The 16,456-nt window shown below is 54.1% G+C and carries 17 protein-coding genes and 3 riboswitches; of the genes, 6 read left to right on the top strand and 11 right to left on the bottom strand.

The genetic code is table 11. From position 1 onward, the window contains the following. The first annotated feature begins 46 nt into the window (after positions 1–46). Positions 47–1,033, top strand: a complete 987-nt coding sequence (locus tag M3194_RS09885) for an aldo/keto reductase (RefSeq protein WP_251653273.1) — start codon at positions 47–49, stop codon at positions 1,031–1,033. Between the two features lie 152 nt (positions 1,034–1,185). On the opposite strand, the gene M3194_RS09880 is transcribed toward M3194_RS09885, so the two are convergent. The 6 genes from M3194_RS09880 to gcvH form a co-directional block, all read right to left on the bottom strand. Further along, positions 1,186–1,392, bottom strand: a complete 207-nt coding sequence (locus M3194_RS09880) for a helix-turn-helix domain-containing protein (protein ID WP_311290584.1) — start codon at positions 1,390–1,392, stop codon at positions 1,186–1,188. A gap of 621 nt (positions 1,393–2,013) precedes the next feature. After that, positions 2,014–2,493, bottom strand: coding sequence for a 23S rRNA (pseudouridine(1915)-N(3))-methyltransferase RlmH (gene rlmH / locus M3194_RS09875; protein WP_251653271.1), 480 nt, complete (start codon positions 2,491–2,493; stop codon positions 2,014–2,016). A 170-nt stretch (positions 2,494–2,663) separates the two neighbouring features. Then, entirely contained in the window at positions 2,664–4,097 is a 1,434-nt protein-coding gene (lpdA, locus tag M3194_RS09870; RefSeq protein ID WP_251653270.1) for a dihydrolipoyl dehydrogenase, read from the bottom strand. A gap of 24 nt (positions 4,098–4,121) precedes the next feature. Then, positions 4,122–5,003: an L-serine ammonia-lyase, iron-sulfur-dependent, subunit alpha gene (gene sdaAA / locus M3194_RS09865; protein WP_251654189.1), complete on the bottom strand. Its 882-nt coding sequence runs from the start codon at positions 5,001–5,003 to the stop codon at positions 4,122–4,124. A gap of 29 nt (positions 5,004–5,032) precedes the next feature. Further along, positions 5,033–5,698, bottom strand: a complete 666-nt coding sequence (sdaAB, locus tag M3194_RS09860) for an L-serine ammonia-lyase, iron-sulfur-dependent subunit beta (RefSeq protein WP_251653269.1) — start codon at positions 5,696–5,698, stop codon at positions 5,033–5,035. 57 nt (positions 5,699–5,755) lie between these two features. Then, entirely contained in the window at positions 5,756–6,148 is a 393-nt protein-coding gene (gene gcvH, locus M3194_RS09855; RefSeq protein WP_251653268.1) for a glycine cleavage system protein GcvH, read from the bottom strand. A gap of 194 nt (positions 6,149–6,342) precedes the next feature. Then, positions 6,343–6,454, bottom strand: a riboswitch (glycine riboswitch). 154 nt (positions 6,455–6,608) lie between these two features. Continuing rightward, positions 6,609–6,711, top strand: a riboswitch (glycine riboswitch). 3 nt (positions 6,712–6,714) lie between these two features. Further along, positions 6,715–6,808: riboswitch (glycine riboswitch) on the top strand. A gap of 114 nt (positions 6,809–6,922) precedes the next feature. Here gcvH and gcvT point away from each other — a divergent pair. From gcvT to gcvPB, 3 genes are read left to right on the top strand one after another with little or no spacing between them, the layout of a single operon-like run. After that, positions 6,923–8,035, top strand: a complete 1,113-nt coding sequence (gene gcvT, locus M3194_RS09850) for a glycine cleavage system aminomethyltransferase GcvT (protein WP_251653267.1) — start codon at positions 6,923–6,925, stop codon at positions 8,033–8,035. A gap of 9 nt (positions 8,036–8,044) precedes the next feature. Then, entirely contained in the window at positions 8,045–9,403 is a 1,359-nt protein-coding gene (gcvPA, locus tag M3194_RS09845; protein WP_251653266.1) for an aminomethyl-transferring glycine dehydrogenase subunit GcvPA, read from the top strand. A gap of 5 nt (positions 9,404–9,408) precedes the next feature. Continuing rightward, the gene (gene gcvPB, locus M3194_RS09840) at positions 9,409–10,899 is read left to right on the top strand and encodes an aminomethyl-transferring glycine dehydrogenase subunit GcvPB (RefSeq protein WP_251654187.1); all 1,491 of its coding nucleotides are present in this window, start codon (positions 9,409–9,411) and stop codon (positions 10,897–10,899) included. 340 nt (positions 10,900–11,239) lie between these two features. Here gcvPB and M3194_RS09835 read toward each other — a convergent pair whose 3' ends face one another. Beyond that, positions 11,240–11,410, bottom strand: coding sequence for a CxxH/CxxC protein (locus M3194_RS09835; protein WP_015847785.1), 171 nt, complete (start codon positions 11,408–11,410; stop codon positions 11,240–11,242). A 160-nt stretch (positions 11,411–11,570) separates the two neighbouring features. On the opposite strand from M3194_RS09835, the gene M3194_RS09830 reads away from it, so the two are divergent. Next, complete coding sequence (locus M3194_RS09830; RefSeq protein ID WP_251653265.1) at positions 11,571–11,900, top strand: YnfA family protein; 330 nt, start codon at positions 11,571–11,573, stop codon at positions 11,898–11,900. 109 nt (positions 11,901–12,009) lie between these two features. On the opposite strand, the gene M3194_RS09825 is transcribed toward M3194_RS09830, so the two are convergent. After that, complete coding sequence (locus M3194_RS09825; RefSeq protein WP_251653264.1) at positions 12,010–12,915, bottom strand: DUF4097 family beta strand repeat-containing protein; 906 nt, start codon at positions 12,913–12,915, stop codon at positions 12,010–12,012. Between the two features lie 172 nt (positions 12,916–13,087). After that, a complete protein-coding gene (locus M3194_RS09820; protein ID WP_251653263.1) occupies positions 13,088–14,443 on the bottom strand; it encodes a S1C family serine protease in 1,356 nt (451 codons plus the stop codon). A 154-nt stretch (positions 14,444–14,597) separates the two neighbouring features. Here M3194_RS09820 and M3194_RS09815 point away from each other — a divergent pair, with 154 nt between their 5' ends. Next, positions 14,598–14,819: a hypothetical protein gene (locus tag M3194_RS09815; RefSeq protein WP_251653262.1), complete on the top strand. Its 222-nt coding sequence runs from the start codon at positions 14,598–14,600 to the stop codon at positions 14,817–14,819. On the opposite strand, the gene M3194_RS09810 is transcribed toward M3194_RS09815, so the two are convergent. Together M3194_RS09810 and yycI are read right to left on the bottom strand one after the other, a co-directional pair. Then, positions 14,788–15,594 carry an MBL fold metallo-hydrolase gene (locus M3194_RS09810; protein ID WP_251653261.1) on the bottom strand — a complete coding sequence of 269 codons (807 nt, stop codon included), beginning with the start codon at positions 15,592–15,594 and terminating at the stop codon, positions 14,788–14,790. The genes M3194_RS09815 and M3194_RS09810 overlap by 32 nt on opposite strands. An 83-nt stretch (positions 15,595–15,677) precedes the next feature. Beyond that, a complete protein-coding gene (gene yycI / locus M3194_RS09805) occupies positions 15,678–16,433 on the bottom strand; it encodes a two-component system regulatory protein YycI (RefSeq protein WP_251653260.1) in 756 nt (251 codons plus the stop codon). Positions 16,434–16,456 lie beyond the last annotated feature (23 nt).

The raw sequence follows: 16,456 nt of genomic DNA, 5'->3' as shown, positions 1-16,456 counted from the left end.
ATAAAGGCGTAGATCAAATTAAGGGAATAGAGAGGCGAAACCAATTATGAAAAGAAGAACGTTAGGTAAGAGTGGCCTTGAAGTGTCTGCGCTCGGGCTTGGCTGCATGGGCATGTCCGACTTTTACAGCGGTAGGGACGACGAGGAGTCCCTTCGCACGATCGATCGTGCATTGGAACTGGGCATCAATCTACTGGATACAGCGGATATGTATGGCGTCGGCAAAAATGAAGAGCTGGTCGGCAAAGCAGTCAAGGGACGCCGCGATAAGGTAGTATTGGCGACCAAATTTGGCAACATGCGCAGCGAGGACGGCAAGTACCTAGGTATTAACGGTCGCCCGGAATACGTCAAGGCCGCTTGCGAAGCGAGCCTGCGTCGTCTCGGCGTCGACTATATCGATCTGTACTATCTGCACAGAGTCGATCCGAACACGCCGATCGAAGAGACGGTCGGCGCGATGGCCGAGTTGGTACGCGAAGGGAAGGTACGTTACCTTGGCCTGTCCGAGGCCGCTCCAGCTACCATTCGCCGTGCGGCAGCCGTACATCCGATTGCCGCGCTTCAGACGGAATATTCGCTATGGAGCCGCGACGTCGAGGACGGCATCTTGGCTGTATGTCGGGAGCTCGGCATCGGCTTCGTGCCGTACAGCCCGCTCGGCCGCGGATTTCTGACAGGACAGATTCGCAGATTCGAGGATCTGGCGGAGGATGATTACCGCCGATTCTCCCCACGCTTTCAAGGAGAAAACTTTCAGCGCAATCTGGATCTCGTCGAGCGGGTCTCCGAGCTGGCCGCCGATAAGGGCTGCGAGCCTTCACAGCTGGCGCTTGCATGGTTGCTCGCTCAGGGACAAGATATTGTGCCAATCCCTGGTACAAAGAGGATCAAGTACCTGGAGGAGAACGTAGGCTCGCTTGCAGTCGAGTTGACAACAGCAGACTTGGCGCGCATCGACGAAGTGGCTCCCCGAGGAACAGCCTCTGGCTTGCGTTATCCTGAAGCCGCGATGAGCAGCCTCAACCTTTAAGGATGGAACTCACCGTATAACCAGATACGTTAAAGGCAGCCGACCTCAAAAATCGGCTGCCTTATCCACGCTAACGGGCAAGAAAGCCTAGCTTGATTAAGCATAGTCATATGTACCCAATCGAGATCGCTACTACGGAACAATGCAATATATCAGCGTGTCTTGAAGGCTTCCCTGGGTCGGTATTGAAGTGGGGAAACGCCAATGTGTTTCTTGAATACCTTGCTGAAATAATACGGGTCGTTCAAACCGGATAAATATCCAACCTCTCCTTTGCTCAGGTCCTTCGACTGAAGCAGTTCTTTGGCGTGGTCAATTCGAACATTATTGATGTATTGGATCATCGAATACCCCGTAATTCTTTTGAAATTACTTTAAATAGTCAAAGTTGGACTCACATAAGCGCTCAATGTCATGGCTCGCTATTTTTTCGAAGTAACGACAATGGATGTATTCAAGCAACGCATTGACTTTCATAAACGAATTGGAATTCATTGCGTGTAACGTTTGAAGCAAGGCGGATTTGCCAGTCACAGATGTACAATGAGCTGGGCAAGACGGTCATGCTCAATGCGTACGACAACAAAACCGATATCCTCCTCGGATTTTATTCGGAGCAGGAAATTCCCTACGACTACCGAAATGAAGAACAGCAACGGGATATCATATATAAACAGTTTTCTGAAGTAGGCTGGCGAACTCGGCGTTATTGAACCTCACTACGATTTGCGCTCGGCTCGGAAAGTCTTACCTATGGCGCGTGGCATCTATGCTGACCGTCTAGCAACCTGGGAAGCCTGGGAGACTGTCTCGAATGCAGCGCAAGGCAACCCTATGCAATAAACCGTTGCCATTGGCCTGGAGCGGACGTCAAGATCACTTAGCAGAATATAGATCAGATAACCAACCGGCTTTCTATTTTAGCGAGGAACCTCTCCGACTTTTTCGAAGAGGTTCCTTGTTATAACCACAAATTTGCCCTACTTATGATAAGGTTCACCCCGATTAATCTTCACCGCGCGGTAGATCTGCTCGATCAGCACCAGCCGCATCAGCTGGTGCGGCAGCGTCATGCGCCCGAAGCTGAGCTTCTGCTGGGCGCGCTGCAGCACCGCGGGAGCAAGCCCCGTGCTCCCGCCAATGACAAAAGCCACGTGGCTCCGCCCATACGTGGCCAGCTTATCGAGCTGGTCCGCGAGCTCCTCGCTGGACCAGAGCTCACCGCCGATCGCGAGCGCCACGACATGGGCGTCCGGCTTCAGCTGCGCCAGAAGCCGTTCCCCCTCCCGCTCGCGAACCTGCGCTTCCTCCGCCGGACTCATCGTCTCCGGCGCCTTCTCATCGGGCACTTCCGTGAGCGTCAGCTTCACGTACGGCCCAAGCCGCTTGGCGTACTCCGCTATGCCCTGCACCAAATATTTTTCCTTAAGCTTGCCGACCGAAGCAATCTGTATATGCATGAATGATTCATCCTTTATGTACTTGATTTATGACAGACCTGATTAAGCATAACAAATCTTCCCTTTATTATGAACTAGATTACGTTCAACTACGCCAGCTCTTATTTCCAAACGCAACAAAAAAAGCGCCCAAATTTGAGCGCCATTCTTGCCGAGCGGTTTTTCGAAACTTACATACCCAAAGCCAGCTTGTCCGCGCCAAGCATCGCTTCTCCAATAATCTCGGACAGCGTCGGATGGGGGTGGATCATCCGCCCGACCTGCATGGACGTGGCTTCCAGCAATTGAGCGAGCGCCGCCTCCCCGATAAAATCCGTCACATGCGGTCCAATCATATGCACGCCAAGCACAGCTCCCGTATCGGTATCGGCTACAACCTTGACGAAGCCGTCCGATTCACCGAACACAAGCGCCTTGCCGATCGCCTTAAAAGAAAACTTGCCGACTTTGACATTCCTTCCGCTGTCGATGGCCGCCTGTTCCGAGAGCCCTACACTTGCCAGCTCCGGCCTGCTGTACACGCATTTCGGAACGGATGACGGATCAGCAGCATGCGTCTCCAATCCGCATATCGACTCAACGGCAGCTATCCCTTCGTGACTAGCCACATGAGCAAGCTGCAGGCCGCCGACTACATCCCCAATTGCATATATATGAGAATCGGCCGTCCGCATCGAATGATCGACGGAGATGACGCCACGCTCGACAACAGCACCCGTTCGTTCCAGGCCAAAGCCTTCCACGTTAGCCGCGCGCCCTACGGAGACAAGCATCCGCTCCGCCTCAAGCCGCTCCGTCTTCCCGTTGCGTTCAATCTCCAAGGCAACGCCCGCTTCATCCGCCGTTACACTTTCAGGAAGCAGCTTCGCCCCGATTAATACTTTAATCTTGCGTTTGGCAAACAGTCTTGCCAGCTCCCGCGAAATATCCGCATCCTCCGTAGGCACGATACGCTCCGCAGCTTCAATAATGGTAACCTGAGCGCCAAAGTCGCTCAGCATAGAAGCCCATTCCACTCCAATGACACCGCCGCCAACAATAATAATAGATGCCGGCACCTCTGTCATCGCTAACGCCTCGTCGCTGCTCATGATCCGTTCATGAGCCGGCAGTCCGGCAATTCGGCGCGGACGAGAGCCTGTGGCTACAATCAGATCCCTGTAACCAATCGCCTCTCGTACCGTTTCCCCGTCACCGCTTCTTATCTCAATAATACCGTGCAGACCCGCTTCAGCTGCCTCGATTCCGGCCGCGTCGGCAATAACCCCTTTGCCGGAATATACGTCAATGCCGTTCTTCTTCATCAAGAACTGCACGCCTTTCTCCAGCTGCCCGACTATACCGTCCTTGCGGGCCTGAACACCGCCGAAGTCTACGGAAACACTCCCCGTTCGAATGCCAAAGCTTGTGCTGCGTTTCATCGTCTCGAACAGCTCCGCGCTGCGCAGCAGCGTCTTGCTCGGAATACAGCCCCTGTGCAGACAGGTTCCTCCAAGCTTCTCCTTCTCGACAAGCGCCGTGCGCTTGCCAAGCTGAGCCGCTCGAATCGCGGCCATATAACCGCCGGGACCTCCTCCCAGAATGACGATATCGTATTGCTGCATTGGCCTTCTCTCCCCTTCAAGTGCTTATTTCTTCATCCTCTTCAGCTGCTCCGTCAGCTTCAGTCCCGTTGGCGTTGCGGCTAGACCGCCTAAAGCCGTCTCCCGGTGCTCCATCGGCATCTTTGCGCCTACTTCATACATGACCCCGATGACCTCATCGGACGGAATGACGCTCCGCACCCCGGCAAGCGCCATGTCGGCCGCGGCCAAAGCATTCACTGCCCCTAATCCGTTCCGAATGATACAGGGCACCTCCACCAGCCCGGCAACTGGATCGCAGATCAGGCCAAGCGTGTTTTTGAGCGCGATGCCAACCGCATGCACCGCCTGCGCAGGCGTACCGCCGCGAAGCTCGACAAGCGCACCCGCAGCCATTCCGATCGCGGAGCCCACCTCGGCTTGGCAGCCTCCTTCCGCACCGGATATAAACGAGTTATTCGCGATGACGTAACCGATCGCCCCCGCAGCGAACAAGCCCTGCACAAGCTTCTCGTCACTCCATCCGAAGCGCTCCTGCGAGCTTACGAATACGCCCGGAATGATGCCGCAGGAGCCGGCTGTTGGCGTTGCCACAATGCGGCCCATCGAAGCGTTTACCTCAGACACCGACAGCGCATAGGCAAGCGCCTTGCCCGCCCATTCGCCAACGGATGGCTCCCCGGCAAGGACATACTCGTTCACTCTATGCGCATCTCCTCCCGTTATTCCGCTTCGCGACTGCGTACCGGCCGCAAGCCCTTTGCTCACGGCTTCCTTCATCACCTGATAATAGCCGCTCATCTGTCGGATAACCGCTTCAGCCGGTTCATCCGTCTCCCTTGCCTGCTCTGCTATCATCAGCTCAGCAATCGTGAGCGACTCGTTCCTGCATAGGGATTCAAGCTCGCTTAAGGTGCGGAATCGCATATTGCCCATCTCCTTTTTTCCCCTTAATCCTACCTGACATCAATGATGGACACGTTCTCTATGCTTGTCAGTCTGCGAAGCGCCTCCACCAGCTCCCCGGATGGCACCCGGTCTCCTTCAATAACCGTCATGGCGTCACCGCTGCGTGCCTTACGGGCGACATTCATGAAGCCAATGTTTAGACCGGCCGCACTAACCGTATTCGTTATAGCTGCAACAACTCCGACTTGATCGTGATGAGCAATAACAAGCGTAGGATAATTGCCCGTGCAGCCTGCATCAAACCCGTTAATGGAATGAATCTCAATGTTGCCGCCGCCAATGGAGGCACCCTGAACGGTTGCTTCCCGGCCGCCGCCCTTCACCGTAATCTCCGCAAAATTAGGATGAGGCATGATACCCGTTCCAACACGGATGTCATATTTCATGCCAAGCCTCTCCGCTTCCGCGAACGCCTCCGGAATTCTTGCATCATCCGTGTCAAAGTCGAGCAGACCCCCGATTATCGCGAGATCCGTACCATGACCGGAATACGTCTCGGCAAAGGATCCATAGAGGGTAATAACCGCCTCCTCCGGACTGCACCCGAGCATTTGCCGGGAAACCCTCCCGATTCTTGCGGCACCGGCCGTATGAGAGCTTGAAGGCCCTACCATAACAGGCCCGATTATGGAGAAGACATGCTTGAAACGCATACCGGTACGACCTCCTATGCCCAAAAATCCTGAAACCGTGCTAACAAATCCGCTTGATTACTTTTTGGCGATATATGCCGCGTACGCTTCCGCATCCAGAAGGGCGGCAACCTCGGCCGATGCATCGCCGTCTACTTCAATTTCAACAATCCAGCCCTCTCCGTAAGGATCCTCGTTCACCTTTTGCGGCGCATTCAGCAGCTCCTCGTTCACTTGGACAACACGTCCAGACACCGGACAATAGAGATCGGATACCGTCTTAACCGATTCAATCGTGCCCATTGCATCGTTGGCGTCCAGCTTCATGCCTACCTCGGGCAATTCCACGAATACGATATCGCCAAGCTGGGACTGCGCAAAATCCGTAATGCCAATGCGGACAGTCGTTCCGCGCGCCTCCGCCCATTCATGCTCCTCCGAATATCCAAAGCCTGCATTTACTTCGCTCATTATAAAAAACTCCTCTCTAGAATGGGTTTACTCAAAAAACAGCAGGAAGCCCCTGCGTACAGCAGAACAGCAAAAAAGGACAGAGAACAGGCCTTAAAGCCATGTTCTCTGTCCCGGGTACCTGAGAGTTTAAACGAGTCCGATGCCGGACCGTTGTTACCCCTTTGGTGGCTGTTCGCTCTCTCCAGAGTCGCGTCGGATGCAGGTACTTTTACCTGAGAGATTAATCTTCGGCTGGCGGCCGTCGACTTGCTCCTTCGGTGCCTCTGGAGCGCCTGCTCCTTCGGTCTCTCCCTTGCATCGTCATCCGCATATCGAATTTGGAATTGATTGCCCTTAGAATAAGGCATGGACAAGCTTGTGTCAATATACCTTACATAAAATTTTATTTTTAGGCATATTGTATTGACACCCGCTTACGTGACCATGTAATAATAAAGTGAGACATTGAACATAGCGTATGAAGGCAATGGGAGAGATCGCCCTGCTACACCACGGCGGCGCCGAAGGAGTAACCCTCGCTAAGAGGAGAATCTCTCAGGCAAAAGGACCTTTGCTGGACGCAGCTCTGGAGAGAATCCCGCTGTTGCCGGGGTCGCCCACGGGGAAACTTGCCTTCGAGACGGAAGCCAAGGTAACTCTCAGGTACAAAGGACAGAGTGAAGAGGACACCTGCGATCGGTATAAAGCCGTTCGTGTGCCCTCTTTGCTGCTGTCCTTTTTGGCATACTGAGATATGCCCTATTCCATCAACTTGTGGAGGCGAAAACGCACATGACGCTTGATTTGAAAAGAACGCCGCTTTACCCCTTCTATTCCGATTACACTGGCGTGCGCTGCATTGATTTTGGCGGGTGGGAGCTCCCCGTTCAGTTTTCCGGCATTCAACAGGAGCACGCTGCCGTAAGACAGCAGGCCGGGCTGTTTGATGTCTCGCATATGGGCGAGTTTATGGTGACCGGTACGTTTGCGGAAAGCTTTTTGCAGCGCATGACTACCAACGATGTTTCCAACCTGGCAGACGGCCAGGCGCAGTATACGCTCATGTGTTACCCCGATGGCGGCGTCGTTGATGACCTGCTTGTTTACCGCATCTCTGCGGATCAATTCATGGTTGTGGTCAACGCATCCAATATCGACAAGGATTTCAGCTGGCTCGAGGAGCATCTGATTGGTGATGTCGTGATGGAGAATATGTCCGACCGGACTGCGCTGCTTGCGCTGCAGGGCCCTCTGGCCGTACAGATTTTGAAGGCCGCGGGCGCAGACTCCGAAACGCTTGAGCTTTCTTCCTTCCACTTCCGCACCGATATCGGTTTAACCGGCTCGCCTACCCTCATCTCCAGAACCGGGTATACCGGCGAGGACGGTTTTGAAATTTATGTTCCTGCGGAGCAAGCCGGCAACGTCTGGAATAGCCTGCTTGCCGCCGGAGAGCCATTTGGCCTTCTCCCCGCCGGATTGGGCGCACGGGACACACTTCGGTTTGAAGCCCGTCTGCCTCTGTACGGTCAGGAGCTGTCGAGTACCATTTCTCCGCTGGAGGCAGGCTTATCCTTTTTCGTTAAGCTCAGCAAGGAGAATTTCATTGGCAAGGATGCGCTGGTCAAGCAGAAGACCAAAGGGCTTCCCCGCAAGCTTGTTGGCGTTGAAATGATTGACCGGGGCATCCCCCGCTGCCATTATTCCGTCTATGCTGGCGATGCCTTAATAGGCGAAATTACGACGGGCACCCAATCGCCTACGTTAAAACGAAACCTCGGACTGGCTTTAATTGATTCCCGCTATTCCGCCCTTGGCACAGAGCTGGAAGTCGACATCCGCGGCAAAAGGCTGAAGGCAGCTGTTATTCCTACACCATTTTATAAAAGACTTCCGAAGGAGTGATTATTCGTTATGCCTAATCTTCACCGTTACATTCCTATGACCGAGCAAGACCAGGCCGATATGCTTGCCACCATCGGCGTCTCGGATACCGAAGAGCTGTTCCGCGATATTCCGGAGGCCATTCGTTACCGCGGCACACTGCCGATATCATCCGCCCTGGACGAATGGTCCCTGCTGGAGCATATGAAGGAGCTGGCCGGTCGCAACGCCGATACGGACCGATACAAAAGCTTTCTAGGCGCGGGCATCTATGACCATCACCTTCCGGTTGTCATTAACCATATGATTTCACGATCCGAATTCTATACAGCCTATACCCCCTATCAGCCGGAGATCAGCCAAGGCGAGCTGCAGGCGATCTTTGAATTTCAATCGTATATCTGCATGCTAACGGGCATGGCGGTGGCCAATGCAAGCATGTATGACGGCACAACGGCACTTGCCGAAGCCGGAGCTCTCGCCGCTGGCGCAACAAAGCGCAAGCAGCTGGTTATCTCCCGCACCGTTCATCCGGAAGCCCGCGAGATGGTTCTTACGATGGCGCGTGGCTTAAACCTTGAGGTGGTAGAGGTCGGTTATACGAATGGCGTAACGGATCTGGACGCATTAAAGGCAGCAATCTCGACAGAGACGGCTGCCGTGCTGATCCAGTCCCCGAACTTCTTCGGCGCGGTCGAGGATCTCGCCGCAGTTGAGCCTATCATCCATAACGTCAAAGGCCTGTTTGTCGTCAGCACCAACCCGATGTCTCTCGGACTTCTCGAAACTCCTGGCAAGCTTGGTGCCGATATTTGCGTCGGTGATGCGCAGCCACTTGGCATTTCAATGTCGCTGGGCGGTCCGACTTGCGGCTTCTTCGCCGTTGCGGAGCCGCTTACCCGCAGAATGCCGGGACGGATTGTTGGACAAACGACCGACCTGGACGGCAAGCGCGGTTTTGTTCTTACGCTGCAGGCTCGCGAGCAGCATATCCGCCGCGAGAAGGCGACCTCCAACATCTGCTCCAACCAGGCGCTGCTGGCTTTATGCGCTTCGATCTACCTGTCGACCATGGGCCGTCAAGGGCTGGTGGATGTGGCGAATCTGAACCTGCAGAAGGCCCACTTTGCTGCCGAGGAGCTGAAGCAGCATGGCTTCGAGCTTGCGTTCAACGCTCCGTTCTTTAATGAATTTGTCATCAAGCTGCCGGATGGCGTTTCGGTCAAGGAGACCAATCTCAAGCTGCTGGAGGCCGGCTACCTTGGCGGTTATGATCTTGGGCTCGCTTATCCGGAGCTTGCGGGACATATGCTGATCGCCGTAACGGAGAAACGCACGCGCAGTGAAATCGAAAGCTTTGTCAACAGATTGGAGGAATCGGTAGCATGATTACGATGAATACAACATCAGAGAGAGAGAACGGCGCCGGCAAAACGGATAAAGCCTTGATTTTTGAATTGAGCAAGCCTGGGCGCGTCGCTTATTCCCTCCCAGCCTGTGATGTGCCGTCAAAGCCTGCTGACGCCTATATTCCGTCTTCTATGCTGCGCCAGACTCCCGCCGAGCTGCCCGAAGTCTATGAGGTGGATGTTATCCGGCATTATACGGAGCTGTCCCGCCGCAATTTCGGTGTTGACAACGGCTTCTATCCGCTCGGCTCCTGCACGATGAAATACAACCCTAAGATTAACGAAGATACCGCCCGTTTTGCGGGCTTTGCCAAGATTCACCCATACCAGCCGGAGGAAAGCATCCAGGGTGCACTTGAGCTCATGTATACGCTGCAAAACGACCTGGCCGCGTTGACCGGCATGGATCAGGTTACCCTGCAGCCGGCTGCAGGCGCCCATGGGGAATGGACCGGCTTAATGATGATCCGCGCCTACCACGAGAGCCGCGGCGAGCGCCGCACCAAGGTGATCGTTCCGGACTCCTCGCATGGCACGAACCCGGCGAGCGCAACCGTTGCCGGCTTCGAGACCGTAACGATCAAATCCAACGAGCGCGGCATGGTTGATCTCGATGCCCTTCGCGCAGCCGTTGGCAGCGATACAGCAGCACTTATGCTGACGAACCCGAGCACGCTTGGCCTGTTTGAGGAACAAATCGTGGAAATCGCACAAATTATTCACGAGGCCGGCGGTCTGCTCTATTATGACGGAGCAAACTCCAACGCCATTATGGGCATTACCCGCCCAGGAGACATGGGCTTCGACGTAGTCCACCTGAACCTGCACAAGACGATGAGTACGCCTCACGGCGGTGGCGGTCCGGGCGCTGGTCCGGTAGGAGTCAAGAGCAAGCTTATTCCGTTCCTGCCAAAACCGATCGTTGAGCGCTCGGAGGACGGCTCGTATTATTTCGATTACGATCGTCCGCAATCAATAGGCAGGGTCAAAGCCTTTTACGGCAACTTCGGCATCCTCGTCCGCGCCTACACCTATATCCGCACCTACGGCCCGGAAGGACTGAGGCGCGTTTCGGAGTGCGCGGTTCTGAACGCCAACTACATGATGGCACGTCTGGCACCCTATTACGAGATTCCTTACCCTGGCGTGTGCAAGCATGAGTTCGTTATGTCGGGACGTAGCCTGAAAGCCAATTACGGCGTTCGGACGCTGGATGTCGCCAAACGTCTGCTGGACTTTGGCTACCATCCGCCTACAATTTATTTCCCACTAAATGTCGAGGAATGCATCATGATCGAGCCTACCGAAACAGAAAGCAAAGAAACGCTGGACGGCTTTATCGACACGATGATACAAATTGCGGAAGAAGCCCGCACCAATCCGGAGCTCGTTCTGAACGCGCCTTACGGTACCGTTGTCCGTCGCCTCGATGAGGCAACCGCCGCGCGCAAGCCGGTGCTGAACTGCTCGTGTTAATTAAAGGCTTGATAGCGACAGCTGGCAAAAGCCCTCTCGAGCCAACGGACCGCTGATCCTACGTTGGATAGAATCCGATTATTTCACCCTTGCCTGCTGCGCTGAAAGCACCAGGCTGGATTCTATCCAACCTATCAGCACCTTTCTACCCACCATACGGCCAATCGCCCTCACCGGATTGGATGAAATCCACCGTAGGCGCGATAGCCGCATGCAAAATAACACGTACATTGGATGGAATCCAGCGTACGTGTCCAACATCATCGTCCTGTTAAATAAAGCAAGGGCTGCTCCCTCGGCGAACGAGAGAAACTGCCCTTGCTTTTTTCACCCCACCAGTTTAAACCACGAGGAACTCGGCGGCTGCCTCTCCACACAAGTCGCAGCTGCGCGGCGGATCCCAATCCGCAAATTCCGTTTCCTTCAAATCGACAATATCCGGCGCATCCTCATACTCGTCCACAAATTTATCAATCGCGAGCTCTACATGCTGCTTGCACACACAATACATTCGAATATCCGCTTCCTCTACATTGTTGTTATATCGTTAGCATAGCAAACAAGCCCGATAATGTGAAGCTCCCGCCTCAATTCTCCCTTTCATTTCCTCCCCCTGGAGCAACCCGTTATAATGGAAACAAATCCATCCAAAAAAGGAGTCCCCCGCCCCCGTGTTCAACGCTATTGTCCTGTTCCTGCTTGCCGGTCTTGCCGAAATTGGCGGCGGTTATCTTGTCTGGCTGTGGCTGCGTGAAGCAAAGCCTCTCTGGTACGGCATAATCGGCGGCATCATCCTGATCGCCTACGGCATTATTCCCACCCTGCAAACTTTTCCCTCCTTTGGCCGCGTCTATGCTGCCTACGGGGGTGTCTTTATCATTCTTGCCGTCCTATGGGGTTGGCTTATAGACAAAAAAACACCCGACCCCTACGACTGGCTCGGCGCAGCTATCTGCCTGATTGGCATAGCTATCATACTGTACGCCCCAAGAGGAAGCTAGACCTCTTTCACGGCCAGCCGCTGCCTGGTAGAATAAAGCTGTGAGAACGACATGCCCGCTTCCCTAAAAAAGAAACCGCACGAGCTCCCCTTCGCCCGTGCGGTCCCACTTATTGATTGATTCGAATACTGCCGCTGTCCGTGCGAACTTTGATTAGCTCGCCCGACGTACCCACCGGATCCGGGTTATGAATCGAACCCGAGTCGGACTTCAGATCATAGGAGCCGTTGTACGAAGCCGGCACCGTAATTCTTACACTGCCCGAGTCGCTTGATACATTTGCCCCCGTGTCATCTTCCTTTACGATCCGGATCGAACCGGAATCGGATTTCACTTCCGTAACACCGCTCAGATGGTCCACGGTAATGCTGCCGGAGTCGGAGGATGCCTTCAACTTGGCGCGAACCGTACCAGCGTGAATGCTGCCGGAATCGGAAGTCATCGACAGGTTGCTGCCATCATAGCTGTCCAGCTTAATGCTTCCCGAATCCGACTTCAGCGACCATGCTTCCCCTTGGAAGCTGCTCAGCTTGATGCTGCCGGAGTCGGTTTGCACCGATCCATTAACGGCCGCTGCGCCATCCACTCTCACCGATCCCGAATCACTGTTAAGCTTAAATTCTTCAAGCGATTTCTGAGCCTCGTCCGTCAAGGCTACCGTTACGATCTGCTTGTCGTTCCAGCCGGAGAAGTCGAAGAAGCCAATGCGCCATTTTTCCTTCATGCGAAGATCAAGCTTCCCATTATTGACCCTTGCGCTCTTGATCTGGTCGATAACCTCCGGCTTTGCCTTGCCGGCAATGTGGATCGAATTACTGCCGTCAGTGCTTGGCACAAACTCAACTTCAATGCCTAGACTGTCGCTTGTAATCGCAAGCTCCTTCAGCCCGTCAAGCTTCAAGGTATGCTCGTACTCCTTGCTCTTCACTCCGCCGAATTGATACTGAAATAACGCGATGATTCCGATCGCCACAAGGACCACTCCTATCGTATTTCTTGCCCATCGTCTATTCATGGATGAATTCTCTCCCTCTCTGCCCTCTGTTCCCGTTCTCTTGATTATAGTGTACGCCAGCTGACAATTGCCAAAAACCTTCCAGAGGATGGTTCAATGGTTAGACTTTAGTCGGGGTACTATACAAAAAAAGACTGCGCCAACAGTTGCCTGTCAGCACAGCCTCTAATATCTACTCATCCTTTGTCTTCTCCGCCAGCTTGTACGATATGGTCTTCAGCTTGCCGTCGCGGTAGAAGGTTACTTGAATCTCATCGCCAATATGCTTGTGCTCGTACAAATATTGACGAAGCTCCATGGTGCTGCTGATGCTCTTCTCATCAAGCTTCACAATGACATCATTAAGCTTCATGCCCGCATCCTTCGCCGGCCCAACTGCTTCGAGCACGATGACCCCGCCCAGCACTTCATCCGGCAGATTAAGCTCTGGCAGCTCCGACTGTTCGCTGCCCGGAGCTGTGCCCTGCTCGGTCTTTCCATCTCCTGCGGCCGCCTGATCCTCTATCTGCTTCTGGGCGAAGTACTGCTCCAGATCAACCGTATAGACGCCAAGATAAGGGCGGGATACATAACCCTTCTCGAGCAGGCTGTTAATCACCGGCATCGCGTTATCGATCGGGATAGCGAAGCCTAAGCCCTCTACGCCTACCTCGGCAATCTTCATGCTGTTAATGCCAACGACCTTGCCGTCCATATCAATCAGCGGCCCGCCGCTGTTGCCTTCGTTAATCGATACGTTCACTTGAATAACTTCCTGCTGCCAGTCATACACGCCATCCTCGTTCAAGGATACCGGTACGATCCGGTGCGTCTTGCTCACAATCCCCATCGCCAGCGAATCGCCAAGTCCAAGCGGATTGCCGATTGCAAGCACGAACTCGGCCGGCTGCAGCTTCGAGGATTTGCCGATCTCGGCTGCCGTCTTAATATCCTTGCCATCCATCTCAAGCACGGCCAGGTCCGTAATCTGGTCACTGCCGACGATCTTTGCTTCCCGCTTCTCGCCATTGACGAGCATCACTTTTACGGATTCCGCACCCGCGATGACATGATGATTGGTAATAATGTAGGCTTTGCCATCTGCCAGCTTGAAGATAACGCCGGAGCCAACGCCTACCTCCTTCTTCGAGCCTTGATTCTGTCCTTCATCTCCGCCTCCAGCTTCACCCTCGCTGCCTTCCGTCCCCGGAATCAGCCCGTAAGGAACCGTCTGCTCATTAATGACGCTGACGACTGCCGGTCGAACCTTCGCCGAAGCCTGGATTGTTCGCTGCTCAAGAGAGGCGCTTCCCGACGCCGCTACGCTTGCCGAATGCGAGCCCGGACCAAAGCCTCCGCCGCCAAAGACAAGCATGAACAGGAGCACTGCCGCAACCGCGCTCGTAAAGGAAGCAACAAATGCGATGCGGACATTCGACCAGTTACGCATGCCTTTTTTATTCGAGAAGGCAAATTCATCCCTCGAAGAAGTGGAACGAGCACGTCTTGATACCTTTGTCGAATAAAAATCGTCATCAAATAATCCCATCGTTACCGCTCCTTTCGATGCTTATGCTTGCCTTTGAAACTACAACAAAGACTATTTTTCTTATCTAAGAATGTTTTCGGAAGATTAGACTACAATAATAATAGAGTTGCATTCACACTCCTCCATCATAACGAAAAAGGAGCGGACCGTATCTATGAAAACAAAACCATTCTCTCCCTGGGAGCAAGTAGAGCTTGCCGCCAAGCTTGCTGACCTGAAGGAAGACCACTACCGTAACGTTCTTACCCTTAGCGCCATGCTTGAGCTGCTGGTGGACAAGGGTCTGATCACCCGCGAAGAGCTGAACGCCAAAGCTAATGAACTCGACAGCCAGCTGGAGTCGTTTATTTCCGCCTCACTTCATCCCATGCCGTAGGACGGTCATGGTAAGTCGCTCGCAGCGGATTCTCGTTTTGCTTGAAGAAGATCCCGTTATCCTCCATGACATTTCGCACCGTCAGCATGGCCAGCTCCATCAGGTTATGGTCCAGACTGAGATGGGCCAGATAGACCCGCTTCGTCCGATCCGTCAGAAGCTCGCATAACGCCTCCCCTGCGGCAACATTCGACAAGTGTCCGACATCGCTCAGAATGCGGCGCTTAATGTTCCACGGGTAACGTCCCATGCGAAGCATCTCGGTGTCATGATTCGACTCGAGCACCAGCACGTCCGAATCGATAATCGCCTGCTTTACTTTATCGCTCATATAACCAAGGTCGGTCGCAAGGCTCAGCTTCTCTCCGTTGTCGACGAAGGTATAGCCGACCGGCTCCGCCGCGTCATGCGAGATCGGATAAGAGGTGCACTCCATAGAGCCAATCTTCAGCATCTCGCCGGTTTCCATAATGACCCGCTTTTCCGGACTAATCGTGCCGACGTGACGCTCCATGCCGCCCCAGGTTCCCTCATTCGCGAAGATTGGCAGCTCGTACTTGCGGGCGAAGGCGCCCAGCCCTTTAATATGATCGGAATGCTCATGCGTGACGAACAGCGCAGACAGCTGATGACCGGCCACGCCTTGCTCGCGCAAGAGCTCGTCCAATTTTTTCATGCTAAGGCCGGCATCCACCAGCACCATTTTATCCCCGTTGCTTACTATTGTTGCATTTCCCGTAGATCCGCTTCCCAGCACCGTAAACGTAAGTCCCATCGCTCTATTTCTATCCTTTCCCCTGCTCCCATGAACAAAAGCCAATCTATCCGTCTGCCGAAACCGCACTTGCCGCCTAAAAGCTAGCGAACGCGGTCCAGCGGCAATTCTTCCTTCACCTGCGCGACTTCCCCGTTAATCGCATGGATGTAATACTCGTTCCCGTCCTCCAGCAGCACCCGGTAATAAGGCGCCGCTACCTGTGTTTCCGTATCGAACATCTGACCATGATAGCCAAGCTGGATGTCGGTAATGACCGCCCCGTCCGGCAGGTTCCGCTCAATGAACGGCGCCATGGCCTTGGAGGCCGGCAGCACCGTCTGCACCTTGGCTACGCCCGGCCCCGTTAGATCTACCCGAACCTGGCGGAAGCCGGTTATTTTCTGATTGCTGTAATACAGCTCCAGCTTTACGTCGAACATCGGACGGTTATCCGCCATGCGGTACAGAACATACACGCCGTCTCTTGTCATTGCCGGATCAAACTTGTATTTATCGAGGTCGATAATCTGGCTGCCCAGCGTCTTGACGAGATCCTTCTCGGAGAAAATAATGCGGCTGTCGACCGGCGTCGCAAGCTTCGTCTCCGGCAGCTCCTCAAGGTTGCCGCTGCGCAGCATATACGTTAAATCCCGAAGCTTCGGGGTCTCGACCGGCAGATTGGCGGACAGCTCAATCCCCTTCTGCTTCATGAAGGCGTAGGTCTCGCTCGGAAGCTCTGCTGTATTCTTGTTAGCATTCAGCTGCTCTCCGATGTTCGACCATACTTGATAGCCAAGCAACACGTTAAGCAGCAGAAATGAAATAATAAGCACGCTTTTGGCCCTGCCCCAATCCACCTGATCTTTCGCCTCCGTTCCTT

Origin of the sequence: Paenibacillus glycanilyticus (genome assembly GCF_023715145.1) — a bacterium.
GTDB classification, from domain to species: domain Bacteria; phylum Bacillota; class Bacilli; order Paenibacillales; family Paenibacillaceae; genus Pristimantibacillus; species Pristimantibacillus glycanilyticus_A.
The sequence above is the reverse complement of the archived record's forward strand: the minus strand, read 5'-3'. Positions and strand labels throughout refer to the sequence as shown.

Excerpts from the sequence above, each read along its gene's own strand:
- sdaAA (WP_251654189.1), bottom strand. The coding sequence starts at position 5,003 with ATGCGATTCCGCACCTTAAGCGAGCTTGAATCCCTATGCAGGAACGAG.
- M3194_RS09815 (WP_251653262.1), top strand. The coding sequence starts at position 14,598 with ATGAAAACAAAACCATTCTCTCCCTGGGAGCAAGTAGAGCTTGCCGCC.
- lpdA (WP_251653270.1), bottom strand. The coding sequence starts at position 4,097 with ATGCAGCAATACGATATCGTCATTCTGGGAGGAGGTCCCGGCGGTTAT.
- M3194_RS09835 (WP_015847785.1), bottom strand. The coding sequence starts at position 11,410 with ATGTATTGTGTGTGCAAGCAGCATGTAGAGCTCGCGATTGATAAATTT.
- rlmH (WP_251653271.1), bottom strand. The coding sequence starts at position 2,493 with ATGCATATACAGATTGCTTCGGTCGGCAAGCTTAAGGAAAAATATTTG.
- gcvT (WP_251653267.1), top strand. The coding sequence starts at position 6,923 with ATGACGCTTGATTTGAAAAGAACGCCGCTTTACCCCTTCTATTCCGAT.
- gcvPB (WP_251654187.1), top strand. The coding sequence starts at position 9,409 with ATGAATACAACATCAGAGAGAGAGAACGGCGCCGGCAAAACGGATAAA.
- gcvH (WP_251653268.1), bottom strand. The coding sequence starts at position 6,148 with ATGAGCGAAGTAAATGCAGGCTTTGGATATTCGGAGGAGCATGAATGG.
- gcvPA (WP_251653266.1), top strand. The coding sequence starts at position 8,045 with ATGCCTAATCTTCACCGTTACATTCCTATGACCGAGCAAGACCAGGCC.
- M3194_RS09820 (WP_251653263.1), bottom strand. The coding sequence starts at position 14,443 with ATGGGATTATTTGATGACGATTTTTATTCGACAAAGGTATCAAGACGT.
- M3194_RS09810 (WP_251653261.1), bottom strand. The coding sequence starts at position 15,594 with ATGGGACTTACGTTTACGGTGCTGGGAAGCGGATCTACGGGAAATGCA.
- M3194_RS09825 (WP_251653264.1), bottom strand. The coding sequence starts at position 12,915 with ATGAATAGACGATGGGCAAGAAATACGATAGGAGTGGTCCTTGTGGCG.
- sdaAB (WP_251653269.1), bottom strand. The coding sequence starts at position 5,698 with ATGCGTTTCAAGCATGTCTTCTCCATAATCGGGCCTGTTATGGTAGGG.
- M3194_RS09885 (WP_251653273.1), top strand. The coding sequence starts at position 47 with ATGAAAAGAAGAACGTTAGGTAAGAGTGGCCTTGAAGTGTCTGCGCTC.